This is a genomic window from Faecalicatena sp. Marseille-Q4148 (genome assembly GCA_018228665.1).
In the GTDB taxonomy this organism is placed as follows: domain Bacteria; phylum Bacillota; class Clostridia; order Lachnospirales; family Lachnospiraceae; genus UBA9414.
Map to the genome: position 1 here is coordinate 1673803 of CP073692.1, position 25900 is coordinate 1699702.

25 protein-coding genes and 1 other annotated feature are annotated in these 25900 nt (G+C 42.5%); of the genes, 5 read left to right on the forward strand and 20 right to left on the reverse strand.

Translation table 11 applies throughout. The features are described from left to right. Positions 1 to 3: 3 nt before the first annotated feature. From KFE17_07850 to KFE17_07870, 5 genes are all read right to left on the reverse strand, one after another. Positions 4 to 267 (reverse strand): hypothetical protein, encoded by a 264-nt coding sequence (locus KFE17_07850; GenBank protein QUO30833.1) that lies wholly within the window; start codon positions 265 to 267, stop codon positions 4 to 6. Between the two features lie 106 nt (positions 268 to 373). Continuing rightward, positions 374 to 1777 carry an ABC transporter permease gene (locus KFE17_07855; protein QUO30834.1) on the reverse strand — a complete coding sequence of 468 codons (1404 nt, stop codon included), beginning with the start codon at positions 1775 to 1777 and terminating at the stop codon, positions 374 to 376. Beyond that, the gene (locus KFE17_07860; GenBank protein ID QUO30835.1) at positions 1743 to 3287 is read right to left on the reverse strand and encodes a hypothetical protein; all 1545 of its coding nucleotides are present in this window, start codon (positions 3285 to 3287) and stop codon (positions 1743 to 1745) included. The genes KFE17_07855 and KFE17_07860 overlap by 35 nt, the downstream gene beginning before the upstream one ends. Further along, positions 3274 to 3996: an ABC transporter ATP-binding protein gene (locus KFE17_07865; GenBank protein QUO30836.1), complete on the reverse strand. Its 723-nt coding sequence runs from the start codon at positions 3994 to 3996 to the stop codon at positions 3274 to 3276. Before KFE17_07865 ends, KFE17_07860 begins: the two co-directional genes overlap by 14 nt. 209 nt (positions 3997 to 4205) lie before the next feature. Further along, positions 4206 to 5846 (reverse strand): Na/Pi cotransporter family protein, encoded by a 1641-nt coding sequence (locus KFE17_07870; protein QUO30837.1) that lies wholly within the window; start codon positions 5844 to 5846, stop codon positions 4206 to 4208. Between the two features lie 232 nt (positions 5847 to 6078). Between KFE17_07870 and KFE17_07875 the strand changes: the two genes are divergently transcribed. Then, the gene (locus tag KFE17_07875; GenBank protein QUO30838.1) at positions 6079 to 7491 is read left to right on the forward strand and encodes an amidophosphoribosyltransferase; all 1413 of its coding nucleotides are present in this window, start codon (positions 6079 to 6081) and stop codon (positions 7489 to 7491) included. Positions 7492 to 7566: 75 nt separating this feature from the next. Here KFE17_07875 and spoVAE read toward each other — a convergent pair whose 3' ends face one another. The 13 genes from spoVAE to KFE17_07940 all read right to left on the reverse strand — a co-directional run bounded on the left by spoVAE (position 7567) and on the right by KFE17_07940 (position 20292). Continuing rightward, positions 7567 to 7923, reverse strand: a complete 357-nt coding sequence (spoVAE, locus tag KFE17_07880; protein QUO30839.1) for a stage V sporulation protein AE — start codon at positions 7921 to 7923, stop codon at positions 7567 to 7569. An 18-nt stretch (positions 7924 to 7941) separates the two neighbouring features. Beyond that, positions 7942 to 8952, reverse strand: a complete 1011-nt coding sequence (locus KFE17_07885; protein ID QUO30840.1) for a stage V sporulation protein AD — start codon at positions 8950 to 8952, stop codon at positions 7942 to 7944. Continuing rightward, the gene (locus KFE17_07890; GenBank protein QUO33663.1) at positions 8952 to 9440 is read right to left on the reverse strand and encodes a SpoVA/SpoVAEb family sporulation membrane protein; all 489 of its coding nucleotides are present in this window, start codon (positions 9438 to 9440) and stop codon (positions 8952 to 8954) included. The genes KFE17_07885 and KFE17_07890 overlap by 1 nt, the downstream gene beginning before the upstream one ends. Positions 9441 to 9522: 82 nt before the next feature. After that, positions 9523 to 9948 carry a stage V sporulation protein AB gene (locus KFE17_07895; GenBank protein ID QUO30841.1) on the reverse strand — a complete coding sequence of 142 codons (426 nt, stop codon included), beginning with the start codon at positions 9946 to 9948 and terminating at the stop codon, positions 9523 to 9525. Next, the gene (locus KFE17_07900) at positions 9945 to 10610 is read right to left on the reverse strand and encodes a stage V sporulation protein AA (GenBank protein ID QUO30842.1); all 666 of its coding nucleotides are present in this window, start codon (positions 10608 to 10610) and stop codon (positions 9945 to 9947) included. The genes KFE17_07895 and KFE17_07900 overlap by 4 nt, the downstream gene beginning before the upstream one ends. Next, positions 10610 to 10831 carry a hypothetical protein gene (locus KFE17_07905; protein QUO30843.1) on the reverse strand — a complete coding sequence of 74 codons (222 nt, stop codon included), beginning with the start codon at positions 10829 to 10831 and terminating at the stop codon, positions 10610 to 10612. The genes KFE17_07900 and KFE17_07905 overlap by 1 nt, the downstream gene beginning before the upstream one ends. A 71-nt stretch (positions 10832 to 10902) precedes the next feature. Then, the gene (locus tag KFE17_07910; protein QUO30844.1) at positions 10903 to 11616 is read right to left on the reverse strand and encodes a SigF/SigG family RNA polymerase sporulation sigma factor; all 714 of its coding nucleotides are present in this window, start codon (positions 11614 to 11616) and stop codon (positions 10903 to 10905) included. Next, positions 11595 to 12071 (reverse strand): anti-sigma F factor, encoded by a 477-nt coding sequence (gene spoIIAB, locus KFE17_07915; GenBank protein QUO30845.1) that lies wholly within the window; start codon positions 12069 to 12071, stop codon positions 11595 to 11597. The genes KFE17_07910 and spoIIAB overlap by 22 nt, the downstream gene beginning before the upstream one ends. Position 12072: 1 nt before the next feature. Further along, on the reverse strand, positions 12073 to 12384 hold the full coding sequence (locus KFE17_07920; protein QUO30846.1) for an anti-sigma factor antagonist: 312 nt from the start codon (positions 12382 to 12384) through the stop codon (positions 12073 to 12075). Positions 12385 to 12499: 115 nt separating this feature from the next. Beyond that, complete coding sequence (locus KFE17_07925; protein QUO30847.1) at positions 12500 to 13888, reverse strand: tetratricopeptide repeat protein; 1389 nt, start codon at positions 13886 to 13888, stop codon at positions 12500 to 12502. A 164-nt stretch (positions 13889 to 14052) separates the two neighbouring features. Next, positions 14053 to 15342 (reverse strand): bifunctional folylpolyglutamate synthase/dihydrofolate synthase, encoded by a 1290-nt coding sequence (locus tag KFE17_07930; GenBank protein QUO30848.1) that lies wholly within the window; start codon positions 15340 to 15342, stop codon positions 14053 to 14055. 21 nt (positions 15343 to 15363) lie between these two features. Continuing rightward, complete coding sequence (locus KFE17_07935; protein ID QUO30849.1) at positions 15364 to 17607, reverse strand: LTA synthase family protein; 2244 nt, start codon at positions 17605 to 17607, stop codon at positions 15364 to 15366. 36 nt (positions 17608 to 17643) lie between these two features. Then, positions 17644 to 20292, reverse strand: a complete 2649-nt coding sequence (locus KFE17_07940; protein ID QUO30850.1) for a valine--tRNA ligase — start codon at positions 20290 to 20292, stop codon at positions 17644 to 17646. Between the two features lie 126 nt (positions 20293 to 20418). Here KFE17_07940 and KFE17_07945 point away from each other — a divergent pair, with 126 nt between their 5' ends. From KFE17_07945 to KFE17_07955, 3 genes are all read left to right on the forward strand, one after another. Further along, entirely contained in the window at positions 20419 to 21618 is a 1200-nt protein-coding gene (locus KFE17_07945) for a transposase (protein ID QUO30851.1), read from the forward strand. A 22-nt stretch (positions 21619 to 21640) separates the two neighbouring features. Continuing rightward, positions 21641 to 21835 (forward strand): hypothetical protein, encoded by a 195-nt coding sequence (locus tag KFE17_07950; protein QUO30852.1) that lies wholly within the window; start codon positions 21641 to 21643, stop codon positions 21833 to 21835. 105 nt (positions 21836 to 21940) lie between these two features. Further along, positions 21941 to 22167: a binding site (T-box leader), on the reverse strand. Between the two features lie 237 nt (positions 22168 to 22404). Continuing rightward, the gene (locus KFE17_07955) at positions 22405 to 23094 is read left to right on the forward strand and encodes a hypothetical protein (GenBank protein QUO30853.1); all 690 of its coding nucleotides are present in this window, start codon (positions 22405 to 22407) and stop codon (positions 23092 to 23094) included. Positions 23095 to 23196: 102 nt separating this feature from the next. Here the strand turns inward: KFE17_07955 and KFE17_07960 are convergent, their stop codons facing one another. Then, on the reverse strand, positions 23197 to 23619 hold the full coding sequence (locus tag KFE17_07960; GenBank protein QUO30854.1) for a GNAT family N-acetyltransferase: 423 nt from the start codon (positions 23617 to 23619) through the stop codon (positions 23197 to 23199). Positions 23620 to 23794: 175 nt separating this feature from the next. On the opposite strand from KFE17_07960, the gene KFE17_07965 reads away from it, so the two are divergent. Continuing rightward, on the forward strand, positions 23795 to 24826 hold the full coding sequence (locus KFE17_07965) for a M42 family metallopeptidase (GenBank protein QUO30855.1): 1032 nt from the start codon (positions 23795 to 23797) through the stop codon (positions 24824 to 24826). A 173-nt stretch (positions 24827 to 24999) separates the two neighbouring features. On the opposite strand, the gene KFE17_07970 is transcribed toward KFE17_07965, so the two are convergent. Continuing rightward, the gene (locus KFE17_07970) at positions 25000 to 25890 is read right to left on the reverse strand and encodes a MurR/RpiR family transcriptional regulator (GenBank protein ID QUO30856.1); all 891 of its coding nucleotides are present in this window, start codon (positions 25888 to 25890) and stop codon (positions 25000 to 25002) included. Positions 25891 to 25900 lie beyond the last annotated feature (10 nt).

A 25900-nucleotide genomic window follows, 5' to 3' on the forward strand; every position in this document is an offset into this window, starting at 1 on the left:
TTTCTACTCTTCAATCACATGGATTTCCAGATAATCAAATTCAATCGTATCAATAAAATTATCCTGATAGAATCTGGCCTTATCATGACGCCTGAATTCTTCAATGGTCGCATCCAGCCAGATTGGCTTACTCAGATCAAATTCATAACAAATTTCTTCTAAGGCCTGAAAGACTTTATGTGTGCGTGTATCATCAGACGCAATGCAAACTGTTGTATCCCGTACCATTCGGTTATCTTTTATTTCTTTTCCCCACAAACGGAACATCTTTTTTCCTCCTGCTTTCTCGTCATTTACTGCATTATATAACAATCAGTCCAAAAAGAAAAGCAGGTATCTCCCTGCTTTTCCTACAAATCTGATTTCTATCTGATTAATTATTCCGGATTGCTTCCAACGCACTGAGCTTCATCGCTCTTCGTGCCGGGAAATATCCTGCCAGAATCCCAACCATCGCAGCAAATCCAAGTGATGCCAACACAAGCCACAGTGGAATATAGGAAATATTTGCTTCCACTCCCATGATCATCTCGCCACTTACCACTTTATTGATTGCGAACGACATCAAAAAGCTTAAAATATTTCCAATAGTTCCTCCAAGCAGCCCGATAAATGCCGCTTCCATCAAGAACATCTGCCGGATATTCTTCAGACTGCAGCCAAGTACTTTAATGATTCCGATTTCTTTTGTACGTTCATAAATGGACATCATCATTGTATTGGCAATTCCAATTGCCGCTACGAGGAGCGATACTGCCCCGATTCCTCCGAGAACTGCCTGCACAATTGCAAACTGCTGTTTCGTGCTTTCTAAAGCCTCCACATTGCTGTTGGCATTATATCCCATACTGCGGATAATGTCTGAAACTTCTTTGACATGTTCCATGTCATCTACTTCTACACGAATTTCAGAATACATTAATTCTTTAAATGGCTTTCCTGCCTGATTCAACGGCTGTCCCGGAATCGCCCGCCCCCGGAACTCTTTCTGAAGGACTGTTTTTAATGTATCCAGATCGCAGTATACATTATAAAAATGCTGATTGTACTCTTCCGGTCCACCTTCCACAAGACCGCATCCCTTTATTACATGTTTCTTAGGCGGTTTGATCTCCTGCTGACTGCCGTCTCCTCCCGGAATGTTCGTACTTCCCATCGAAGAATAATAAGCCTCTGTGTCCAAAATCAAAAACATAGAATCTTTCAGAAGATCAATGTTCGGCAATTCTCCCGTCTCGTAGTAGCCACCGCCGCCATTCTTGGTATACATATTGGTAAGAATTCCATTTCCAAACAGAAGCTGAAGCTCCCCTGTTCCACTGTCCGGAAAACGACTTTCCGGCGTCATCTTGATCTTTGCATTCCGAAGTGCAGACGGTGTCATTCCGGTCAGAGTAATCCATCCCTGATATTTTCCTTTCAGCAGCATGGCCTCTGCAGTCAGCACCGGTTCTACCCCATTCACATGCTCAAGCATCTCAAATTCTTTTCTTGCATCATCGTTTAGATATTTCTTCTCATCATCATTTTGCTGCCCGTTGTTGCTATCACTATAATACATGCCCATGCCGCCATCCATACTGTATACAGTAATTGTTGTCAGACCGCCGTACTCCTCAATCTGTTTATACATGGCTTCCTGCATTCCAAGTCCAAGTGATACCATTACAACAATAGATGCTGTTCCTATGACTACCCCCAGAACAGTCAGAAAAGTTCTCAGCTTTCTTCGCTTTAAATTACTACTGCTCATCCTCAGTAAGTCTATCAAACTCATCTACTAATCCGGCCTCCTCATCTTCCATTCTGCGTTTTTTCTTCTTTTTTACAATAATGACCGCAGCTACTACTGCAATTACAATTCCTCCGCCAATCACAAACGGGATTACCGGGAATCCTTTTTCCTCCGGTTCTTCCGGCATCTCCATCATCCCTACATCCTCTATCATCGGCTCTGTAACGAACATCGTCAGGTTCTTTTCAAATGTTGCAGGTGTTCCCTCTTCGTCTTCATATGACATAATCATTTTAACAGTTCCGTCTCCTGTTGTAGCCTGAACACCTGTCAGCATCGCATCTACAGAGGCAGTCGCACCCGATTCCACATTGCCGAGGAACTGTTCCTGTGCTTCGATGCCCTCTCCGGCAAAATTAACTTTCACATTATATAATTTTGTACGTCCAAGATTGTACAGATTGCACATCACATTGGCTTCCGATCCAACCTCAATGGAATCAGATGTCATCTCAAACTCACTGAATTCAAATCTCGCATCCTGCTTAATCGGAATCGATACGCTGGCTGTTGATTCAAACTGCGCTGCATCGCTATTCTCATACTTCATACCGATATTGATGCTGTATGGTTTCTGCACCAGATCTGACTTTGCATTCAGTACGATAGAAATATCGCTTTCTCCATTCGCTTTTATCTTATCCAGGTAGATTGAGTTGGAGCCTGATGCCGGAAGAAATGCCGGTGATGCTGTATTTGCATCCTGTCCTTCTGTCGGCGCCTGCAGATCAAACAGCAGGTTCTGTACTCCTGTTTCCTTTGAGGTATTCTTCAAATGAATGATCAGCTTAAAGTCTGTTCCGGCTTTTACAACTGCCGGTTCTGTAGAAAATCCTGTCACAATGACACGCGGCACGGAAGCTGAACCTTCTCCTCCGGATACATCACCGTTGCTGATACCGCCTCCGATATCGATTCCTCCCATATCGCCCTGTCCTGAGTCTGTCGGCGGTTCCGGCTGTGGCTGCGGTTCCGGCTGCGGCTGTGGTTCCGGCTGTGCCTTTGCATTGATTCGGATAAACACATTCGGAGAAGCTGTATAAGCCGTTCCTTCCTCATCTTCATAAGTAATCGTAAATTTCAGCTCATACTTTCCTGCCTGTGTATCGTCCGGAACTTTCACTGCATATGTAAGCGGTTTTTCCTCTCCTGCCGCAATATCTTCAAGCTGTACTGTACTGTTCATGTTGCCGGTATCAAACGGCCATTTCTTCTCATTCTTCGGCACTGCAACAACATTTTTAATATTTTTATCCGAATTGTTCTTAACCTTAATCTCCAGTGTCCCTTCTGTTCCTGCTTCATACACCGGCATCTCCTGCCCTTCTCCAAAGGACAGCTTTAATGTTGGTATCTTGGCGCTTACAGATGACTTTGTCTCTTCCGTCTTCTGTGATACTGTGTCTGCTGCCAGTGCCTCTCCCGGCTGAAACGCTGTGCCTACCATTCCCAGACACAGCAGCATTGCTAAAAATTTCTTACTTCTCTTCATGATGATCTTCCTCACTCTCTTTCCTGTTGTCTTCTATTTTAACGATTTTACCGTCAATAATATGAAAAATCCTGTCTGCATAAGAAGCCAGATGGTTATCATGGGTAACCATGACAAGCGTCTTCTTCTGTCTGCGCACAACCTGCTGCATCAGCGTCATAACTTCTTCTGAAGTATGAGAATCCAGATTCCCGGTAGGCTCGTCTGCAAATATGATCTTCGGATTTACAACAAGAGCCCTCGCCACACCTACGCGCTGCTGCTGTCCTCCTGACATCTGCGACGGATAATGCTTCTTATGCTTTTTTAGATTTACAAGATCCAGCATCTGATCTGCCTTCTTCATCCGCACCGCTTTCGGAACACCCTGAAAGCTCAGCGGAAGGGCTACGTTCTCTGTGGCATTCATTGTTCCCAGCAAATGAAACGACTGGAAAATGAATCCTACATGATCTCGTCTGAATTTTACAAGCTGATCTTCATTCAGCTTTTCGATATGCTGATCACTGATGATGACCTCACCTTTCGTTGGCCGCTCCAGGCCTGCAAGCATATTCAGAAGCGTAGATTTACCGGAACCGGATGTTCCTACGATCGCACAGAATTCGCCTTCATATATCTCAAAGTCAACACCGTTCAGCGCTCTGACAATACTGTCGCCAACACGGTACAGCTTATACAGCTGCTTTACTTCTATTACTTTCTTCACATGCGTTACTCCTTCCTTCAACACCGTACTACAAGCAATAGTACACTTGAATTTATCATACTAGAAAACTGCCAAAAAAGATACTACAAAATCTTTAAGTTTTTATTAACTTTGAATATTCCCTGTTTTTCACTGTCTTTACCGCACAAAAAAAGAACAGCAGTCCTTTTTTCAGAACGCTGTTCTCTTTAGATTGATTTGATGATTCTTTATTCTGCTTTTTCAAGCACTTCTTCTGCAATATTTCTTGCATGGTCGGAAATACGTTCCAGACATACAAGCGCATCCAAGTATACGATACCTGCTTCTGTCGTGCACTGATTTTTTGTCAGACGCTTGATATGAGATGCTCTCATAGAAATTTCCAAAGCATCTGCCTTTGTCTCTTCTTCTATAACAAGAAGCGCTTTCTCACGGCTTCTTGTCTCATAAGCCTCCAACGCATAGAAGTAACTGTTTGTACAAACTTCAATCATCTCTGTCAGCTCTTCTTTGCCGTCATCCGTAAACTGGGCTTTGCCCCCGATCAGTGATTCTGCAAATTCAGAGATATTTTCACAGTAGTCACTGATACGCTCGATATCAGACAGCACCTGAAGCATATGTGTTACTTCCTGATGTTCCTTCTCGCTGACCGCCAGGGAACTGAGTTTCACTGCATAAGATGTAATCTGGGCGCTCATCTTATCAACCACGTCTTCTTCTTCACAAATTTCACGGATCGCATCCCGATCAAGTGTAAACATAACGGTTTTCGCTTTTCTCAGAGAATCTGCAACAATCTGGCCCATACGGATCAGTTCTTTTTCTGCAGACTGAAGCGCGATTCCCGGTGTCTCAAGCATACGATCATCCAGAAGTACCTGTTCTTCTGTATTTTCGCTTTCTTCCACTCTGCTGATTTTCTTTGCAAGCTTAATAATCAGACCGGAAACCGGGAAGAGAAGCACTGTTGTTGCAATATTAAACACGGTATGAACAAGAGAAATCTCTGTCTGCGTAATCTGTCCTAATCCTGCCGCCGGATTAATTACCTGGAAGAATATGATTGCTCCCACGCTGAAAATTACCGTACCAATAACATTAAACAGTAAATGCATAAATGCTGCTGTCTTTGCATTTCTCTTTGCTCCGATGGATGACAGAAGCGCTGTTACACAAGTACCGATGTTCTGTCCCATGATAATATAAATGGCTGCGTTAAACGGTACAAGACCTGCTGCTGCAAGACTCTGCAGAATACCAACAGATGCTGAAGAACTCTGGATAATTGCTGTCACACCTGTACCTGCAAGAATTCCGAGGAGCGGATTTGCTCCAAGCGTTGTAAACACACTTCTGAATACTGCGGAATCCTGAAGCGGCTCTACTGCTGAAGACATTGTGGAAATACCGACAAATAACAGACCAAATCCAATGATAATATTGGAAATCTCTTTTGTCGCATAGCGTTTTCCTGTCAGCATGACAATTACACCGATCATAATCGCAATCGGCGCCAGCGTTGACGGGCTTAAAAACTTCGCCCACTCCACACTGGAGACAAGCCATCCGGTTACAGTTGTACCAATGTTGGCACCCATGATCACGCCCATCGCCTGTGTCAGATTCATAATTCCTGCATTTACAAAACCAACTACCATGACCGTTGTTGCCGAAGAACTCTGAATCACAGCGGTAATAGATGCACCTAAAAGTACTCCGAGGAGCTTATTTTTCGTTAAAATCTCAAGCAGCGTCTTCATTTTGTTTCCTGCTGCATTTTCAAGCCCCTGTGCCATAATCTGCATTCCGTAGATGAACATACCAAGTCCGCCTACAAATGGCACAATGATATTTACATAGTTCATTTCTTCCTCCTGTAAATTCCCTTTTTCTTTTTGTTATTTTATTTTTCCTTATTTAAAATAGCATTATCTTTCCTGAATGACAAGAATTAACTTTAATTTTACATAGATTTAACATTATTTACCTTGACGCAGACATTATTTTAGTCTTATTATACATTGACTTTTCCAGACATGTCTGGGATAATTCTATCGTAAAAAATTCAAATAAATTTCAGGAAAAGGACTGATACTTATGAATCAAAAGAACTGTTATGACAGTGGGCTTCACGAAGAGTGCGGAGTTTTCGGCATCTACGATCCTTCCGGACACAATGTTGCATCTTCTATCTATTACGGATTATCTACACTTCAGCACCGCGGACAGGAATCCTGCGGTATCGCAGTTACTCATACGGATGGACCAAAACGAAATATCCTTTCCCACAAAGGACTCGGACTTGTCAATGAAGTGTTTCATCCGGATATACTCCACGCGCTTCCGGGGAATATTGGTGTAGGACATGTGCGCTACTCTACTGCCGGGGCAACCACTGTAGAAAATGCACAGCCCCTTGTTCTGAATTATATAAAAGGCGCTCTCTCGCTTGTCCACAACGGCAATTTGACAAATGCGGAAGAAATGCGCCGCCAACAAGAAAGAACCGGAGCTATCTTTCAGACAACAATCGATTCCGAAGTGATTGCATATTCCATTGCCAGAGAGCGTATTCATACTGCTTCTTTGGAAGAAGCAGTTCTTCAGACCGCCCAGAAAATCCAAGGCGGATTTGCACTGATTATTATGAGTCCCAAAAAACTGATTGGGATCCGCGATCCTCTCGGACTGAAACCTCTATGTCTTGGCAAACGGGAGGATACTTATATTCTTACTTCTGAAAGCTGCGCTCTCGCTTCTGTCGGGGCAGAGCTGATCCGCGATATCGCCCCTGGCGAAATGATTACTATCACCTCCGAAGGTATTACAACCGACACAACACTGTGTCAAAAGAAGCAGGCTCGCTGCATTTTTGAATACATTTATTTTGCGCGGCTAGACAGTTGTATCGACGGAATCAATGTCTATGATGCCAGAATTCAGGGAGGACGTGCCCTCGCCAGATCTTATCCTGTGGACGCCGATCTTGTTGTTGGTGTTCCTGAATCCGGCATTACCGCTGCAAAAGGCTATTCAGAGGAATCCGGAATTCCATTTGGAATTGCCTTTTATAAAAACAGCTATGTAGGCAGAACTTTCATTAAACCAAGTCAGCAGGAACGAGAAGACAGCGTGAAAATTAAACTAAATGTTCTGGCATCTGTTGTCAAAGGGAAACGACTCATCCTTGTAGATGACTCCATCGTGCGCGGAACTACGATTGCCAACCTGATTCGGATGCTGAAACAGGCTGGCGCCCTTGAAGTCCATGTACGCATCAGTTCGCCGCCGTTTCTCTATCCATGCTATTTCGGAACTGATGTTCCGTCCAACAAACAGTTGATCGCACATCAGCATACAACTGAAGAAATCTGTCAGCTGATCGGCGCTGATTCTCTCGGTTATATGAAAATCGAAGATCTGCAGTCCATGGTTGGTGATCTTCAGATCTGCAAGGCATGCTTTGACGGAAATTACCCGATGGATGTCTCACATTTAACACAAAATTAGCATATGATTCCGATGCGTGGGAGGGCATTCCCCTCCCCGCGGGATTAACTGCTCCGTTTTCAAATATTTCTCATCTTATTTTTTCATTTTCGGCTCAAAAATTAATGACGCCAGATATCCGAAAATCAAAGCTGCCGAAATTCCTACCGCACTTGCCTGAAATCCTCCCATAAAGAGTCCGATAAATCCATTATTGTCTATTCCTTCTTTGACTCCTTTCCAGAGTACATTCCCAAATCCAAGCAACGGAACGCTCGCTCCCGCTCCCGCATACTTCAGAAATGGTTCGTAAATCTGAAAGCAGCCAAGCACTGCACCGCTGCATACAAGCAGCACCATGACTCTTCCCGGCATCAGCTTTGTCCGGTCCAGAAGAATCTGTACGATTGCACAGATCAGACCGCCTACCCAGAATGCATTTATATAATCCATAAGTTCCTCCTGCTATTTTTAGATTTCTGCATGTTCCAGTACAATCCCGTGTGCAATTCCCGGAACACTCTCTCCTTCATTATAGCTGACAGTGGACATGAGTGCTCCTGTCGGCACAAAGAGTACCCGCTTCCACTCCCCGCTTACAAGCTTTGGCAAAATACATGCCGCCAGTGTTGCTGCCGCACATCCGCATCCGCTTCCTCCGGAATGGGTATCCTGCAGTTGTTGATCGAAAATCATCATTCCGCAGTCGTTATGATTACTCTTAATATCATTTCCCCGCTTTCGCATAAGGTCAAACAGAATACTTTGTCCCACATAGCCCAGATCTCCGGTAATAATCCTGTCATAATCTTCTGCCCGGCGTCCAAAGTCTTCGAAATGTTTCAAGATCGTATCACAGGCTGCCGGCGCCATGCACGCTCCCATATTTTGAGAATCTTTCAAACCATAATCAACAATTTTTCCAATGGTCACTCCGGCAATCCTTACGTTGCTCGGCGCGGTTCCCACAATAAAAGCCCCGCTCCCGGTCACAGTCCAGGAAGCTGAGAGCGGTCTTTGATTCGCATACCCAAGGGGAAAACGAAACTCCTTTTCTGCGCTTCCGAAATGGCTTGAAGTAACTGCAAGCATATAGTCTCCGTAACCGGCAGCTACACTCATAGATGCCAGCGCCAATGCTTCTCCGGAAGTGGAGCAGGCCCCATAGAGTCCGAACATTGGAATTTGAAATGCTTCCACCCCAAGAGATGTGGCAATTCCCTGTCGGAGCAAGTCCCCGCCAAACAGATAGCGAATCTGCTCCGGACCAAGTCCGGCTTTCCCAAGAGCAATCGCACACGCCTTATTCTGCATCCGGCTTTCTGCCGCCTCCCATGTATCTTCCCCGAAAAGGTTTTCATTATCTACAAAATCAAATAGCGATCCTAAAGGTCCCGCTCCTTCTTTTTCTCCTACAACTGAAGCCGCCGTAATAAGATACGGCGCCTGTTCAAATGAAATACTCTGGCTTCCTTTGATCATCAGAAATTTACCCCCATTCTTCCCAGAAGATAATAGAGCAGGCCAAGCATCCACGATGTCAGTATTCCATACAAGATAACCGGACCTGCAATCGTAAATATTTTACAGCCCACACCGAAGACCTGTCCTTCCTTCTTATATTCAATTGCCGGCGCCGCTACCGAATTAGCAAATCCGGTAATCGGAACAAGAGCTCCTGCACCGCCCCATTTCCCGATTCTGGGATAAAGCCCCACCCCTGTCAGTAATACGCTAAGCAAAATAAGAAGAAGCGATGTCCACGCTCCACAAATCTCCTGGTTCATTCCGAGTGACTGACAATAATTAGAAATCCCCTGTCCGATTACGCAGATACTTCCTCCTGTAATAAATGCTTTTATCATATTGGTATATACGTTATGCACCGGTGTTTTTTCTTTTACATAAGCTTCATATGCTTCCGCTCTCTTTTGCTTCTGTGCCTTTTTTTCCTCTTCTTTTGTCTCCATCCTTCTGGCATTAGCAAGTCCGTCTTTTACTTCCTGTCTCTGTCTTCTCCCGGATGCGTTTCCCATTTCTTATCTCTCCTTTCTACCAGCGATTCGCATAAAATATCACTGCTCCAATTCCTTTTCCAAAGGCAATCCCGGCAATAAGCCAGGGAATCCCTTTGAGAATTTTTACTCTCCTGACAAAAATTGGAAAAATATTCAGGATTTCCGCCAGCGCCATAGACCAGCATCCTACAAAGATCCCTGCACATAATCCGAATATCGGCAAAAGAACCATACCTCCCGGAATGTTCAAACGATACAGGAAAAAAATATTTCCTAAAATCCCTCCGAGTGCAACACATTCTTCATATAATAATACCTTATCACCGGTACGGGTCCGATCTGCAAATTCGGAAATCATGCCAAGTCCGATAATAAATGAAAACAGCCCTCCGGCAATTGCAACTCCGCCTGAAAAACCAATCATTCCAAGCAGAATCTGCGCCGCCCAATTCGGCATCATACGCTTCCTCCTCTTCCCTTCGGATGCGGTTCTCCTGCATCGATCTCTACCTGTTCCCTTGAATAGTTTTGAATCAAAGTTGTCTGGATGTCGTTTTCATAGAGACGCATTTCCACTTCCATCGGTGTTGGATCTACTGCAAACTTGCGTCCGCCAAAATGATTGAAAAAGATTAAGATCCCAATCGTAAGACCAACACTGTAAGTAAGTTCCAAAATAGTAAATCCATCCGAAGGACTGCCTGTCAGCAGCTCATAAACCTGTCCAAATAACTTCGCCATAGCCACATCATTTTGGAAAGCCATAATCGAAAATGCTGCTCCCACAAAGGAAATCAGCACTACCGCCGCTGTTTTACACAGATGGAACAGCTTGTTTGGTGTTTGTTGTTTCTCATAGACAATAATCATATCCTGTGCTCCAAGATTCTGGATATCTACTTCCGGATACTGCCGGTGAATCAACTCAATTACCCTAAGAATACTCATCACATATCTTCTCTGTTCTTTCGCATTGATTTTCAGTACTTTTATTGTTTTAATCTTTGACAGCATAATGGGATCTGTACATTCTACCGCCATAAGATCTCCTACCGTCACATCCGGCTTCTTCACTTCAATACATTGTTCCGCCTTCAGATAAACTGTCGTCTTCCCCGCCATTATCTTACCTGGCAGAGTTCTTTTTCTTCTGCCGCTCCCTTTTCTTTCCAATTTGCTTCTTCTGCACCTGTTATTTTTGTGTCCGTCTGACGCACAAGAGTTCCTCTATTTATCACTTCTATTTTTCCGTCTTCGTAATAATAATAAGCAATGCCTGCCAACACTGCCGCAAACACAACACAAATTAGGCATATCCGAAGTTTTCTTCTTGCCTGTTCCATTTCCTTCCACCATCCTTTCTTTTAGAAGTAGTATGTACATTCTCGAAAAAAATATTCAGATATGCCTTTTTCTACATCTGACTTCGCAGATAGAGCAGGATTTTCTTTTCCATCCGCGATACCTGCACCTGGGAGATCCCAAGCTCTTTTCCAACCTGTGTTTGCGTCTGATTTTTGAAATACCGCAGATAAATCAGCCGCCGTTCTTCCTTCTTCAGCGTTTCCAAAAGGCCTCCCAATACAATCTTATTTAAAATCTGTTCTTCATGGCCTTCTTTTTCCATAAGCCTGTCTACAAGCTGGATTTCATTTCCATCTTTTTGATACACCGGCTTATAGATGGATTCCACTTCTCCCGAAGACTCAAGCGCCATCGTAAGCTCCTCTTCCGGCACACCAAGCTCTTGCGCCAACTCCTGTACCGTTGCGTCTCTTCCCAGTTCTTCCTGAAGTCTCTCCCGTATCAAATGTGCCTTGTAAGAAAGTTCTTTCAATGACCTGCTTACCTTGATCATCCCGTCATCTCTCAAAAACCTCCTGATTTCTCCTGCAATCATCGGAACTGCATAGGTAGAAAATTTCACCTCAAAATCCAGGTTGAACTTATCAATCGCTTTCAAAAGTCCGATACTTCCAATCTGAAACAAATCTTCCGGCTCTGTCCCGCGTCCGCAGAAACGTTTTACAATACACCAGACAAGTCCCATATTTTCTTCCACTAGCTGTGCTCTCGCTGTCTCATCCCCATCGTGAGATTGTTTGATCAGTGAGATTGTGCGGTCCATATGTTCCTTCCTTTTCCGATTGTTTTTGCCATCGTAACCTTTGTTCCCCTGCCCGGATCTGACTCAACTTTGACTTCATCCATAAACGCCTCCATAAACGCAAATCCCATGCCGGATCGGTCCAGTTCCGGCTTCGTTGTATACATCGGCTCCATTGCTTTTTGCACGTCTTCGATTCCTACTCCTTCATCTGAAACCTGGATCTGTATCGTCTTCTTCCGAATCTGACAGTGAATCTGTATCTGACGGCACGTCCCGTCTTCCCGATAAGTCTTTCCTTCATATCCGTGGATTACCGCATTTGTTACCGCCTCGGAAACTGCTGTTTTCACATCGGAAACTTCCTCCACCGTAGGATTTAGCTGGGTTAAAAACGCCGCCACGGCTACTCTTGCAAATCCTTCATTTTCTGAACAGCTGTCAAACCTGATCTCCATTTCATTGGTGTCTCTCATTTTAAATTTCCTCCTCACATACCCGGATTATTTTCGCTGCACCTGACATCTTCAGTATTTTCCGCATTCGCTCATTTGTATGTACTGCCCACACTTCGCCTCCTAACAAACAGAGTGTCCGATATCTCCCCATAATTACTCCGATTCCTGAACTATCCATAAAATCTGTATCCCTAAAATCAAAAATGACATACCGGATATGCTTTCTCCTGATCAGTTCGTCCGCTTCTTTACGGATGGTCTCTGCACTAAAATGATCTACCTCCGGCGGCAGAAAAATTGTCAGACAGTTTTCTTCAATTAAATACTCCATAAACTTAATACCCCCTGTGTTCTTTGCCGGAATCTGCTTCCTGTTCCTTTGCTTTTCCGGCAAATGAAAAAGGAAAATGCAATTTCTTACACTTTCCTTCTCTGACGTAACTTTTTTATTCTTCTTCGTAATCATATGAATCGTAGGAATCTTCTGAATCAGATGATGAATCTCCTGATGAAAAGATTCCTGCCGGTGTCCCGGAAAGACCGCCCGCTGCAAGGTCTGCCTGTTCCGTATCCGGATAAAGTTCTATTACACGGTTGTATTTTTCTTTCGCCTTTTCTGTATTGCCGGAGGCAAGATATGCATCTGCCAATGCAAGAAGCGCGTCTCCGTCTTTATAGTCTTCTGTCATAGCAATAATTTCTTCCAGAGCTGCAATTTCTCCTTCCGAATTCTCATCAGCGTGATAATTAGCTGCTTCACTGTAAAGCTTACTGCACACACTCGGATAGATCTTGCCGGCAAGTCTTGTATAATCAGCGCTTCCGGTCTCTCCCAGTACGGATGCATTTACCGTTCTCAGGACCTCAGCCATATCTGCATAACTATAGTCTCCTGATGCATATTGATCTGATACTTTCAGTAATGCCTCATAACTTTCCTGAGCAGAAGCTGCCGCTGCTTTCGCTGCTTCCGTTTCGTCCTGATCTGCCCTGTATTCTTCAAGCTGTGTCTTTAACGCACTTACCTGCGCTTTCTGTGCCGCAATCTCCTGACTATAGGCTGCTGCTGTTCTTGTCACATTTGACGCCTTCGCCGCATTTACAGTCGGAACAACCAGAAACCATACAAAGGCTGCTCCAATCAAGATTCCCACGAAAATATTCATAATCATCATTGATGGCGGCATATCTTTCATTACAGAGGCAGCCGGCTGGATAATCGTTTCATTTCCTACCTGGTATGTAACCGTCTTCTCCTTTTCTTCTCTTTGGCCGGCCTGCTTCCCATTGCCAAACAGCTTTAGCTCATGCAAGTATCGAAGCGTGAGCGGATCTGTTGTATCAAGGCGCTGCGCTCTTCTCAGCATCTGTTTCGCCTTTGCCGGCTGTCCGGTATGAAGATAGATTAACCCAAGAAGCTGAAATGCCTTTACAAAAGATGGATGTTCCGTTACAGCCTTGCGAAGCTCAATGACTGCCACATCTTCATTCCCCTGAAAGCAATGCGTAATACTCTGATTGTATTTCTTCACAGCATCATTGATTGTCTCTAACTGCCCTGCCGAATCCTGTACTTTACGGATATAATATTCAGCGATATTCTCATGTGCCTGAAAACTTTTGCTGATGATCCATTCCACCAGTGCCTCTGACACTTCTCCCCGGCCATAGTACACAAGCCCAAGAAGATTTCTCGCCTGCGTATTCGCCCTGTTATATTGTAAACTTCTTCGCAGAGACGCGATCGCTCCGGACAGATCTCTGATCTGTGCCTTTTTCAGTCCATCATTATACCAGTAATTCGACTGACGGATAAGTCTCTTTTGATATTCCACTTGTATTCCCCACAATCTTTCTGATTCACTATTTCGTCTGGTGCATCATTTCCCGCAGAAGATCAGACATATCCGTGAGGTCTTCCTCATATACGGCCTCTTCGATCTCTTCTACTTCTAAACTCGGTTTAAATTTCTTTAATTCTTCTTCAAAGTCAAGCATGTTATTTTCCTCCTAACAGCTCTTTGAGCATACCAATCAGATACAGTGAGCCCAGACAGTAGAGCTCCCCGTTCTCCCCTTTTTCTTTACAGGCATATGAAAAAGCCTGCTGATAATCTTCGATTACTTTTACCGGACAATCGGTCTCTTCCTTGAATATCCGGCAAAGTTCTTCCGGACTTGCCGCCCGTTGATCTTTAATCTCCGTAATAACAAATACATCTGCACAGCCCGCTCCTGCAAGAAGCCGAATCATATGTTCATAGTCCTTATCCTGTACTGCCGAAAAAAGGATTACTCGTTTTCCCCGCTTTTCTTTTGCCGAAACAGACTCTGCAAAGGCCTTGACTGCACCAAGATTATGCGCCCCATCCAGAAAAATTTCCGGTTTCACTTCTTCCATTCTTCCTGCCCAGTGTACTCCGGCAAGGGCTTTCTGCCATCTGTCAAGATGCTTTTCTTCTTTCCACAAACTTCGCATCGCCTCTAATGCCAGCATGGCATTCATTGGCTGGTACAACGCTGTTGTGGACAAGTGCCATACGGTAGTTTCATAATACGCACTCACACTTGAAAATGCAATATCTTTTCCTGCAGTTTTTTGAATTTCGTACGCATTTTTCGTGATTTCTCTACAAGGTGCTCCGAGTTCTCTAACTCTGTCTCTTATTACTTTGGCGCCTTCTTCACAGTTCCCGTCAAAAATTACCGGAACTCCCGGTTTTATGATTCCTGCTTTCTCTGCTGCTATTTCAGTCATTGTCTCTCCAAGAATCTCTGTGTGATCCAAACTGATAGACGTAATAATAGAAATAACAGGATTGCCGATCGCATTGGTAGCGTCCAGCCTTCCGCCAAGTCCTGTTTCAAGAATAATATATTCTACACCGCTTTCTGCAAAAATATCCATTCCCATTCCAAAAAGAAATTCAAAAAAAGTCGGATGTGCGATTCCTTCTTCCTGCATTTTCTTTACTGCGTTTCGCACCCTCTCAAAACTTTCCAAAAAGACTTCATCTGCAACCGCCTGTCCATTCACACAGATTCTCTCATTCATCTTTACAAGATGAGGCGAAGTAAACATTCCAACTGTCTTTCCTTCTGACAATAGAAGCGCCTGCAGATAGGCACAAACGGAACCTTTTCCATTTGTGCCTGCAATGTGAAGTATCTTCTGCTCTCTTCCTTCTGCATTCAGGCGTTTCAAAAACTGCCGCGTATGCTCAAGAGAGTTTTTTGTTGTAAACTTTGGAAGACTGTAAATATAATCTTCTGCTTCCTGATAATTCATGTCGTTCTCCCAACAAACCACTTATTCTGTCTTCTCCTGTTTCTGATCTGCTGCCTGATCTTTACCGGCCTCTCCTTCAGCAGCCTCCTTATCGGAAATTTCCTCCTCGGCATTCTCTGCTGTCTCTTCTGTCTGTTCCACAAGTTTTCCGTCGTAATATACATAAGCCGCAGACGTTCGAAAGATTGTATTGCTGGAACCTACCTGACTGATTTCAACAACATCTCCTTCTTTCAGAGTACTTTCTTTCAAATCAATCCTTGTATTATTTAAAAATGTGGATTTTTGTTTTTCACCATTGATATAAACCTTACTGTATTTTGTAAAATGATCTCCGTAAATACTGTAAGCACCATCTAAATGCGAAACAAGATCAGTGATATAAACGTCTTTCACACCCATTTCCATGTAGCCTCCGATCTTCGGAGTCTCTCCCTGGTAAATGTATCCTTCTCCGTAAAGCATATCATACTGCAGAAGTTCCAGGTCTGACAGATAGTTTTTCGTCTGTCTTCTCTGCTGATGATAGTTAAACACAGAACCTGTATGGAAACCGACTCTGTCAAATACATCTGCCATGATCTGATATGCCGGGATATTCCGGTCTGACTTTTTAAGTCCCATATTATCCCAGATAACATAGTTCGTATTATAGAGATAACGGCTCTTTAAATCTTTTACTTCCAGACCTAATGTCGGCAGATGGTCTCCATAAAAGACAACAACGGTAGGCTCATCACGCTTCTTTACTTCTTCAATCAAATGTCCTGCAAATGCATCCATCTCATACACCTGATTCACATAATATTCCCACTTATTTTTTGTCGCCTCATCTTCAATTCCACTCAGTTTGATATGCGGATCTTCCAATACCGGTTCTTCCGGATAATCTCCATGCCCCTGTACACTGACACAAAATACAAAGTCTCTCTCTTCGTCAGAATCCATCGCCTCTGTAATCTGATCTACAAGGATATCATCCTTCGCCCAGCCATTTTCTGTAAACTGAAGAATATTCATAAATTCTTTGCTTGTAAAACTGTCAAATCCCATGTTGTTATAAACTTTTGCGCGACTATAGAAATTACCGCCATTATTGTGAAGCGCATGCGTTCCATAGCCAAGCATTTTCAGCGCTGATGCCGCACTTTCACACTGTTTCTCTTTGACATAGGTTTTATACGGGTATTCTCCCGGTCCAAAATAACGCATATTCATCCCCGTCAGTACCTCAAATTCTGTATTCGCGGTTCCGGCTCCTACAGACGGTACTTTAAAGTATCCGGAAGAATAGTTTTTAGACATTTCTCTAAGATTTGGAATCGGGTCTTCTGAAGTCTCAAAAAATTCTACCTCCAACGGGTCAAAATAAGATTCCAGCTGTACTACAATAATATTCGGACGTTCTTTCGTGTCCGCACTTGCCATCGTCATTTCACCCTTTTTGCTGATCTTATCCATCTTCGCCTCAGAATATCCGTTTGGCTGATGAATTCCTGTATTAAACAGGCTGGCGCTAAAACAATATGGAAAACCATAGTCCTCATATGCAAATGCAATATTTCCAAAATAAGTAGAAATCACTCGGTTATCAATTGCATACTTTGTCACTACACTGTAGCCAAGAGCGCAGCATCCAATTCCGATCAGCGCCATCCAACGGTGCAGTTTTCCTGTGAACTGTCCCCCTCGTCTCCACATTGCAACAACCCAGACGATTACGGCTCCGATCCCTACAATCAGCATCACAAGCTCCAGCGGATCAAAATAATTATTCATGATCGCCATTGCTTCTGCCATAACCTTCAAATCCTGAGCATTAAACGGCGTGACACGCTTGATCAGCATATAGCCATTTGTCACACCTAAAGCCATCCAGAACACCGTCAGGATAATTCTGGCAAACACTCGTCTTCTTACGAGATATACAATCGAGAATGTAATAAAGATTAAAAACGCATTATATAAAAATACCCACGGTGATCCTGTCATATAATCCCATGCTTCCATGAAGGAATGTCTTGAGATTACTTCGATAAAAAAGTTGATCACACAGGCTAACAGTGCGTGCATAAGAATCGAAATCCGATTCATAAACCGGTATACCGGCTGCATTTTTTTTGCAAACGCACTGTTTCTGCGCTTTTCTAAAATCATTTCCCGTCTGACTTTTCTTTGATGAAGATATTCTTTCACATCTTCTTTTTTCAGATTTCTTACCTTGCTCCACATTCCTTTGATATCTGGTTTATGAAATTTTTTCATGTATGAAACCTCTCATCAAATCATCAGTAAAACACATTATTTGCGAAGCTGTCCAAGTCTTTCCTGAACCTGCTCCATCATCTGTGCATATTTTGCAAGTTTCGCTTTCTCTTCGTCTACTTTTGCCTGCGGCGCCTTACTCATAAACTTCTCATTGTTCAGCATTCCATTGACACGAGCCAGCTCCTTTTTCAGCTTCTCTTCTTCTTTCTCAAGGCGGGCAATCTCCTGTTCAAAGTCAATGAGATCCTCAAGCGGCATGTAAACGCTGGCATCCGGAACTACAATCGATACAGCATCTTCGGCAATTCCTTCTTTCACTGCAGTTACAATCATCTCACTTGCACTCATAAGCGGCAGTACAGAATGATTCATATGTTCAAAACCGTTTCTGAGTTCCTCATCCGCACAAACTACATATACTTTTGCTTTGCGGCTTGCCGGAACATTCATCTCAGCTCTTGTATTTCGAACACTGCGGATAATTTCTTTCATATGATCCACAATATTTTCTGCTTCTGTATCACACAGTGCTTCATCACATACCGGCCAGGAGGACATCATCAGAGATTCCTCTTCCGGTACAAGTGCACTGTAGATTTCTTCTGTTACAAACGGCATATATGGATGAAGCAGCTTCAGTGCATCTCCCAATACTTTCTTCAATGTCCAAAGCGCACTGTTTGCAGATACCGGATTCTCTTCTGCGTGGTACATACGATATTTTACAAGCTCAATATACCAGTCACAGAATTCATCCCAGATAAAATCATATACTTTCTGAACTGCAATACCAAGTTCAAACTTGTCCATATTCTCTGTTACATCTTTTGCAAGTGTATTCACTTTTGATAAGATCCAACGATCTGCTGCCTCAAGTTCTTCTCTTGACGGTTCTGTAATTTCTTTGCCTTCCATATTCATCATGATAAATCTTGACGCATTCCATACTTTGTTGGCAAAGTTACGGCTGTTTTCCACACGTTCTTCATAGAAACGCATATCGTTCCCTGCTGAGTTTCCTGTTACGATTGTCAGACGAAGCGCATCTGCTCCATATTTGTCGATCACATCAAGCGGATCAATTCCATTTCCAAGAGATTTGCTCATCTTGCGTCCCTGAGAGTCGCGGATCAGTCCGTGGAACAATACTGTATGGAACGGAGCTTTACCTGTATATTCATAACCTGAGAAAATCATACGGATTACCCAGAAGAAAATGATATCGTACCCTGTTACAAGAACATCTGTCGGATAGAAATAATCAAGATCTTCTGTTTTCTCCGGCCATCCAAGTGTAGAGAATGGCCACAGTGCAGAACTGAACCATGTATCAAGCGTATCCTCATCCTGTGTGAAATGTGTGCATCCACAATGTGGACATTTCTCAGGCATCTCATGTGCTACAACAACTTCGCCGCATTCGTCACAGTAATATGCCGGAATTCTGTGTCCCCACCAGATCTGTCTGGAAATACACCAGTCGCGGATACCGTTCAGCCAGTTCATATATGTTTTATTCATACTTTCCGGAATCAGACGGATTTCTCCTGATTCAACTGCATGAATACAGTGTTTTGCCAGATCTTCCATCTTTACATACCACTGCTGTTTAATCAACGGCTCTACTGTCGCATGGCATCTCTCATGTGTTCCTACATTATGAGTATGCTCTTCGATCTTAACAAGATATCCCTGTTCTTCCAGATCTTTCACAATTGCTTTACGAGCTTCATAGCGTTCCATACCTGCATACTTTCCGCCAAGTTCGTTGATCGTAGCATCATCATTCATAATATTAATTTCCGGAAGATTGTGACGTTTTCCTACTTCAAAGTCATTCGGATCATGTGCCGGTGTAATCTTAACTGCACCTGTTCCAAACTCTTTATCAACGTAAGCATCTGCAACAATCGGAATTTCCTTATTTACAAGCGGAAGCAATACCATCTTTCCTACAATATCTTTGTAGCGCTCGTCATCCGGATGAACTGCAATAGCAGTATCTCCAAGCATAGTCTCCGGACGTGTTGTTGCGATCTCAAGGAAGCGGTCTGTTCCTACGATCGGATATTTAATGTGCCAGAAATGTCCAGCCTGTTCCTCATGTTCTACTTCAGCATCTGACAATGCAGTCTGACATACCGGACACCAGTTTACAATTCTGGAACCTTTATAAATATATCCTTTTTCATAAAGCTTGATAAATACATCTTCTACGGCTTTCGAGCATCCTTCATCCATTGTGAAACGCTCTCTGTCCCAGTCGCAGGAAACACCAAGCTTTTTCAACTGATTCTCAATCGTTCCCGCATATTCTTCTTTCCACTCCCATGTTTTCTGAAGGAATGCTTCACGGCCGATCTCGTGTTTATCAATTCCCTGATCCTTTAACTGGTTTGTAACCTTTACTTCTGTAGCAATGGCTGCATGATCTGTTCCCGGAACCCATAATGCATTGTAGCCCTGCATTCTCTTATAACGGATCAAAATATCCTGCAGTGTATTATCAAATGCATGTCCCATGTGCAGTTTTCCGGTAATATTCGGCGGCGGCATTACCGTTGTGAACGGCTTTTTGCTGCGGTCTACTTCTGCATGAAAATATTTGTTTTCACACCATTTTTCATATAATTTTGGTTCAATCTCTTTCGGATTATAAGTTTTTTCAAGTACTTTACTCATAAATATCCTCCTCATTTTGAATTTCCTACGTAATAAAAAAGTGTCTCCGACACTTCAACTCCCCTTCCCCTCACTCTTGAGGGATTAGGGGTTTCTTTTTTTCTCATTTTCCCTCATAATAGTCTTATGAATGTTTTACAAAAAATTTTTAAAGACCATTTTGAGGAAATGATTTATATTCAACATCCTCGTGACTCCGTCATCGAAAATGTAGAAAAAATGATTCATTGTGGCGATCCTTCTTTTGGCGGTGCCATGTATGCCTGCCCTTCCTGCGGAAATTTCAAATATGTTCCTTTCCGCTGTCATTCTAGGTTTTGTCCTACCTGCGGCAACATGTATTCCATCGACAGAACTACTTCTATGTCTTTTAAGATCATCAATGTCCAGCATCGCCACTGTGTGTTTACCATTGCTCGAGAACTACGTCCTCTATTTTTAAACGACCGTTCTCTTTTAAACTGCCTTTTCTCTGCTGTCAACAGTGTTGTCACTCGCATGTTCCATAAAGATAACAAAACCGAACTCTTTACTCCTGGCTTTATCTGTGTTCTTCATACCTTTGGCAGAGATTTAAAGTGGAATCCCCATATCCATTGTCTCATTTCCGAAGGTGGCGTTGGGAATTCTCTTCATTGGCGTCACAAAAAACATTTCAATTATAGGTTTTTGCGCGATTCATTCCAAACGGCTCTTTTGAACGAGTTACATTCTAAGCTCGGTGACTCCTTTAAAAAACTTAAGGCTTCTATCTACACCGAACATAAAAATGGTTTTTATGTTCGAGCTATGCCCAATAAATGCAACCCCTCTCATGTGATTAACTACATTGGCCGTTATCTTGGCAGACCAGTCATTGCAACCTCTCGTATTGATTCTTACGACGGTGAATTTGTTACTTTTCACTATAATCGTCATGAAGACGAAAAACTGGTCACTGAAACTCTCCCTGTTCTTGATTTCATGGCACGACTTACTCAGCATATCCCTGAAAAACATTTCAAGATGGTTCGTTATTACGGCATATATGTCAGACAATGTAAATCTGACCAGTCTCTTCACAGAGCAATCTCCAGGGAAAAGCACAAAATATTCCTTTCCTTTAATCGGTGGCGAGATTCTATCCTTCATACTTTTGGTTATGATCCTCTAAAATGCCCTTCTTGTGGTACAACTATGCTTTTCCTTGAGTTATATTTCAACCATGAACCTGTTCCTTTGCATGAATTATATGAAAGAGTGATGCGTAAGCACCGATGCCGTTCTCCTGCCTCTCCTTCTTCTCTTCCACAGTCTCCTGTTACATGGTACAATCAACGTATCTAATATGGAAATGGAGGCGATCACTATGAAACGAATCACTGAGGCAGAACTTGCAAAGGAACTTCGGGAACAGTATATTAAAAATCCTCCAGAAGGCATGACTTCTGACGAAGTCCGCGACATGAGCGATGATGATCTTTTGGATATGGATTATTTCTTACACGAATTTGATGATCTGGATGATGACGATTTCGGCGAAGAAGGTTTTTATATCTTCTAAACTCAAACCGTCTATTTCCTTTGCCCGCCTTTGTGCGGGCTATTTTCATTCAAAAGTTCGACGAAAGTCGAACTTTCCTATAAAGTAAAAAAGCCCTTTACAACTGTAAAGGGCGAATCTATCGCGGTACCACCTTTGTTATCTGTAATTGCTTACAGATATCTCTCTGTTCTGTAACGGGAACTCCCGTGATACCCTAATCACATCTGCGGTTCAGATATCCGGCTCCAAAGCTACCTTCCACAGCCGCTCTCTGCGATCACCTCTCAGCCAGTGAATGATCTTCTCTTTCAGCGCCCTCTCTGTGTACTCCTCTTTCTCTCAGCCTTTTCTAATAACTAATGTAAACTATCGATTCTAATCATATCTTTCCCCGCCATTTTTGTCAAGAAAATTGCTAAAAGTTTATAAACTCTTAAGAAGTCAATTCCTTTTAGAATAGCGTACAATTTTTTGTGAAACATTGTGAATTTCCATTGCGAAATTCGTACTATTATATTACAATTGTATTATAAAATAGTCTTTTGAAAGATGGTGAGATGTTTATGTACAAAGGGTGGAAAAAAATAATGCTTATTTTCGGAATTATTGCCGGACTTCTAATACAGCCGGTGCTTTTTCTGACAGCATATTCTTCTGCTGTTACCCGTCAGGTACATAAAGCTCTCTCAATTGCCGCAACGCCTGACGCTGCCAGCGAAGAACTTCAGAGAATTCTTCCTGAACCGGAGCAAAGCGAAGACGCTTGTGACAGTTTCGAACGAGGTATTCTCACGGAAACTACTTACGAGAGTGAATGGGCTGGTCTGCGTTTTCTCTGTCCAGCCGGCTTATACATGGAATCAAGAGAAGAACTGGATATCGGAATTACCGATGAAAATGGCGAGCTTCTTGATAATACCGGAATCATTAACGAGCTTGGTGTCTATGATCCGGAAAATTCCTTTTATCTTTCCCTGTCTGTGGAGAATGTCTTCTATGAAGGCATGACAGTAAATGAATATCTGCAGTTCATCGTTTCGACTTATTCTTCTGATACATTTAATTATCAGTCTAACGATACTTACGATACTGTGCAGATTGGAAATCTATCTTATTCTAAGCTTTCTATTTCTGCTGTAGATGAAGGCGGTATTCCGTTCCACGAAGATTTTTATGTAGCTCTGAAAGATGATCGTTTTATTGTCATTTCTTCCTATTATAGTGATGACGCAAAACACCTCAACGAGCAGACAATGCAGGCGTTTACCGCTTATTAATTTGCCAACTACTATTTATCATATTTCCCCTAACCTAAGATACCGGCTGTACATTTTGTGCACGCCGGTATCTTAATGATTTATATCTTTTATATTTTTCTGTCAGGACAATTCTTTTATCAAAAAAAGTTCCATCGGCTGTGCATAAGCCGGAATGTCTATCACAAATCCTCCACAGTCTTTATACCCCAGTTTCCGATAGAAATGCTGCGCTTCTTCATCCACCTGCGTGGATGTCAAAAGCATTCCATACCCCAGATCTTTCATCTCTTTCTCCCAATACTCCATCAGCACGCTGCCATATCCTTTGCCGCGATATGCTTCTTTTAGTATCAGCATGGTACAAAACGGTGTATTATCCCAAAAGAGATTATATCTCAGAAGTCCTACCGGACACTGATTCTCCAAAAGAACATATCCCCTCTTTGTATTCACTTTATTCTCAAACTCCTGTTCCGGCAAATGCTTATCTAATGTATACCAAAATTCCCTGTCACTCTTCTCCATATATCTGACTTCCACCAAAGTACCCGCCTCCTTTTCTTAATCATACGTTATTTTTAATCTTGCAGGGATTATAACACACCCCCAAATTGCTTTCAATTATCTCACAACATTTCTAAACAGACTCTAGTTCTTTAGTAAAGTATATGCTATAATATTAGCAGATTATATACTGAACAACAGGAGGATTATTATTATGACACAGTACACAGATTACATTGTGGAACAGGCAAAAAAATTATTATCCATCGACAGTCCATCCGGCTACACAAAAGAAGTCGCTCGCTATCTCGCTGATGAATTCACACGTCTCGGATATCATCCTGAGATCACTGTAAAAGGCGGAGTATTAGTTGACATCGGTGGTACAAATACAGAGGATGCTGTATTTCTGGAAGCTCATGTGGATACACTCGGCGGAATGGTTGCTGAGATCAAAGGCAACGGACGTCTTCGCATCACAAACATCGGCGGAATGAATGCTAACAATGCCGAAGCAGAAAACTGCCGTGTCGTGACTAAATTTGACGGTTCTTACGAAGGTACCTGCCAGCTCATCAACGCTTCCGTTCATGTAAACGGAGAATACAGCGAAACAAAACGTACCTTTGACTCTGTAGAAGTTGTTCTGGATGAAAAGACATCTTCCAAAGAAGAAACTGAGAAGCTCGGCATCCAGGTTGGAGACTTTGTTTGCTTCGATCCAAGAACAAGAGTCACAGAGAAAGGCTATATCAAGAGCCGCTTCCTTGACGACAAATTAAGCGCTGCTATTTTACTTGGCTATGCCAAATACCTGAAAGATGAAAATGTTACTCCGCAGAGACGCATTTACGAACATTTCACTGTTTTTGAAGAAGTCGGACATGGCGGTTCTGCTTCTGTTCCAGCTGGTGTAACGGAAGCAATCTCTGTAGATATGGGATGTGTTGGTGATGGTCTTACCTGTACAGAACACCAGGTATCTATCTGTGCAAAAGACAGCGGCGGTCCATACCATTACGACGTTGTTACAGATCTCGTAAAAGCTGGTAAAGAAGCTGGCGTTGACTATGCAATTGACGTTTACCCATATTATGGTTCTGACGTAGAATGTACACTGCGCGCCGGATATGATATCAGACACGGTCTGATCGGACCTGGCGTATATGCTTCTCACGGTTATGAAAGAAGCCATACAGACGGTGTAGATAACACATTGAATTTATTAAAAGCATATCTTGGATAATTTTTAAAAAATATTCCGGTCAGAAATCTATCATAATTTCTGACCGGAATATGTTCAATTCTTTGGCGCCAGTTTATAAGATAATTCTGAAGCACATCCATCTGAAAAACTCTTGAGGGCTATATTTTGAATTCCAGATGGATATATCTTCTCAAAAAATTTCTTGTAACTAATTACGTCATTGTTCCCTTTTCAATAATTTGCTTTGCATGAAACAGTCTTCGAAATTTATCTGTTACCTCTTCTTCATCGCCACTATAATTCTTTACAATGTCAATTGCCGAAGTTAAAATATTTACCAACGCCATAGGAATAGACAGTGTATTTAGAAATAACCGTGTATTACTCGGAACCGCCAATACTTCATAACTAAATTTTGCAATATTCGCCGTCTTAGAGTCTGTGATACAAATCACTCTGCATTTTTGCTCCTTTGCATATTCTGCTATCTTATCTGTCATAAAATAATAGTCTGGAAAAGAAATCACAACAACCAGTACACCTTTTTGAAAGAGTGGAAGCGCCACATGAATACTGTCATTCAACTCCGTATCCATGACAACAGATGCAATCCCACATCCAGCAAGACGAATGGATAAAAACTCTGCCAATATTTTGGAAATTCCCCGTCCACACAATACAATATTTCTCTTATCCAAAAATTCCCAAGCAATTCGCATAATATCATCTAAATTAAATGTTGCAGAGTAGATTTCCCATAGTGCTCCTTCTTCTTCCCATATCTGTTTTAAAAGCGCTCTTTGATCTTTGAGATCATATTTGGGAATTTCTAACTGGAAATATGCACCTTCTTCATGAAGTTGTAGTTTTTCTCTTAATCCCAGATATTTTCTCGCCTCATATTTTACTTCATTAAAACTCGAAAACCCCATTGCAGAACAAGCATTTAAGATAGTCGTCTCTGTAATTGCTGTTGCCGCACTCATTTCTTTTAATGTAATAAACGACATTTTATCAATATGATTAACCATATAATCTGCAATCTGCTTCTGCTTTTTTGTTAATCCTACATACCTGCTTTGAATCGTTTCAATAATATCCATTCTTTCATCC

What these genes read in the sequence shown, in the direction of transcription:
- KFE17_07870 (QUO30837.1), bottom strand. Translation starts at nt 5,846, where the DNA reads ATGAACTATGTAAATATCATTGTGCCATTTGTAGGCGGACTTGGTATG.
- KFE17_07885 (QUO30840.1), bottom strand. Translation starts at nt 8,952, where the DNA reads ATGATCAAAGGAAGCCAGAGTATTTCATTTGAACAGGCGCCGTATCTT.
- KFE17_07900 (QUO30842.1), bottom strand. Translation starts at nt 10,610, where the DNA reads ATGGCGGGGAAGACGACAGTTTATCTGAAGGCGGAACAATGTATTGAA.
- KFE17_07890 (QUO33663.1), bottom strand. Translation starts at nt 9,440, where the DNA reads ATGGAGACAAAAGAAGAGGAAAAAAAGGCACAGAAGCAAAAGAGAGCG.
- KFE17_07940 (QUO30850.1), bottom strand. Translation starts at nt 20,292, where the DNA reads ATGAGTAAAGTACTTGAAAAAACTTATAATCCGAAAGAGATTGAACCA.
- KFE17_07850 (QUO30833.1), bottom strand. Translation starts at nt 267, where the DNA reads ATGTTCCGTTTGTGGGGAAAAGAAATAAAAGATAACCGAATGGTACGG.
- KFE17_07875 (QUO30838.1), top strand. Translation starts at nt 6,079, where the DNA reads ATGAATCAAAAGAACTGTTATGACAGTGGGCTTCACGAAGAGTGCGGA.
- KFE17_07920 (QUO30846.1), bottom strand. Translation starts at nt 12,384, where the DNA reads ATGGAGTATTTAATTGAAGAAAACTGTCTGACAATTTTTCTGCCGCCG.
- KFE17_07965 (QUO30855.1), top strand. Translation starts at nt 23,795, where the DNA reads ATGACACAGTACACAGATTACATTGTGGAACAGGCAAAAAAATTATTA.
- KFE17_07930 (QUO30848.1), bottom strand. Translation starts at nt 15,342, where the DNA reads ATGAATTATCAGGAAGCAGAAGATTATATTTACAGTCTTCCAAAGTTT.
- KFE17_07895 (QUO30841.1), bottom strand. Translation starts at nt 9,948, where the DNA reads ATGATGCCGAATTGGGCGGCGCAGATTCTGCTTGGAATGATTGGTTTT.
- KFE17_07860 (QUO30835.1), bottom strand. Translation starts at nt 3,287, where the DNA reads ATGAAGAGAAGTAAGAAATTTTTAGCAATGCTGCTGTGTCTGGGAATG.
- KFE17_07910 (QUO30844.1), bottom strand. Translation starts at nt 11,616, where the DNA reads ATGGACCGCACAATCTCACTGATCAAACAATCTCACGATGGGGATGAG.
- KFE17_07970 (QUO30856.1), bottom strand. Translation starts at nt 25,890, where the DNA reads ATGGATATTATTGAAACGATTCAAAGCAGGTATGTAGGATTAACAAAA.
- spoVAE (QUO30839.1), bottom strand. Translation starts at nt 7,923, where the DNA reads ATGGATTATATAAATGCATTCTGGGTAGGCGGTCTGATCTGTGCAATC.
- spoIIAB (QUO30845.1), bottom strand. Translation starts at nt 12,071, where the DNA reads ATGAGAGACACCAATGAAATGGAGATCAGGTTTGACAGCTGTTCAGAA.
- KFE17_07905 (QUO30843.1), bottom strand. Translation starts at nt 10,831, where the DNA reads ATGGAACAGGCAAGAAGAAAACTTCGGATATGCCTAATTTGTGTTGTG.
- KFE17_07855 (QUO30834.1), bottom strand. Translation starts at nt 1,777, where the DNA reads ATGAGTTTGATAGACTTACTGAGGATGAGCAGTAGTAATTTAAAGCGA.
- KFE17_07935 (QUO30849.1), bottom strand. Translation starts at nt 17,607, where the DNA reads ATGAAAAAATTTCATAAACCAGATATCAAAGGAATGTGGAGCAAGGTA.
- KFE17_07955 (QUO30853.1), top strand. Translation starts at nt 22,405, where the DNA reads ATGCTTATTTTCGGAATTATTGCCGGACTTCTAATACAGCCGGTGCTT.
- KFE17_07950 (QUO30852.1), top strand. Translation starts at nt 21,641, where the DNA reads ATGAAACGAATCACTGAGGCAGAACTTGCAAAGGAACTTCGGGAACAG.
- KFE17_07945 (QUO30851.1), top strand. Translation starts at nt 20,419, where the DNA reads ATGAATGTTTTACAAAAAATTTTTAAAGACCATTTTGAGGAAATGATT.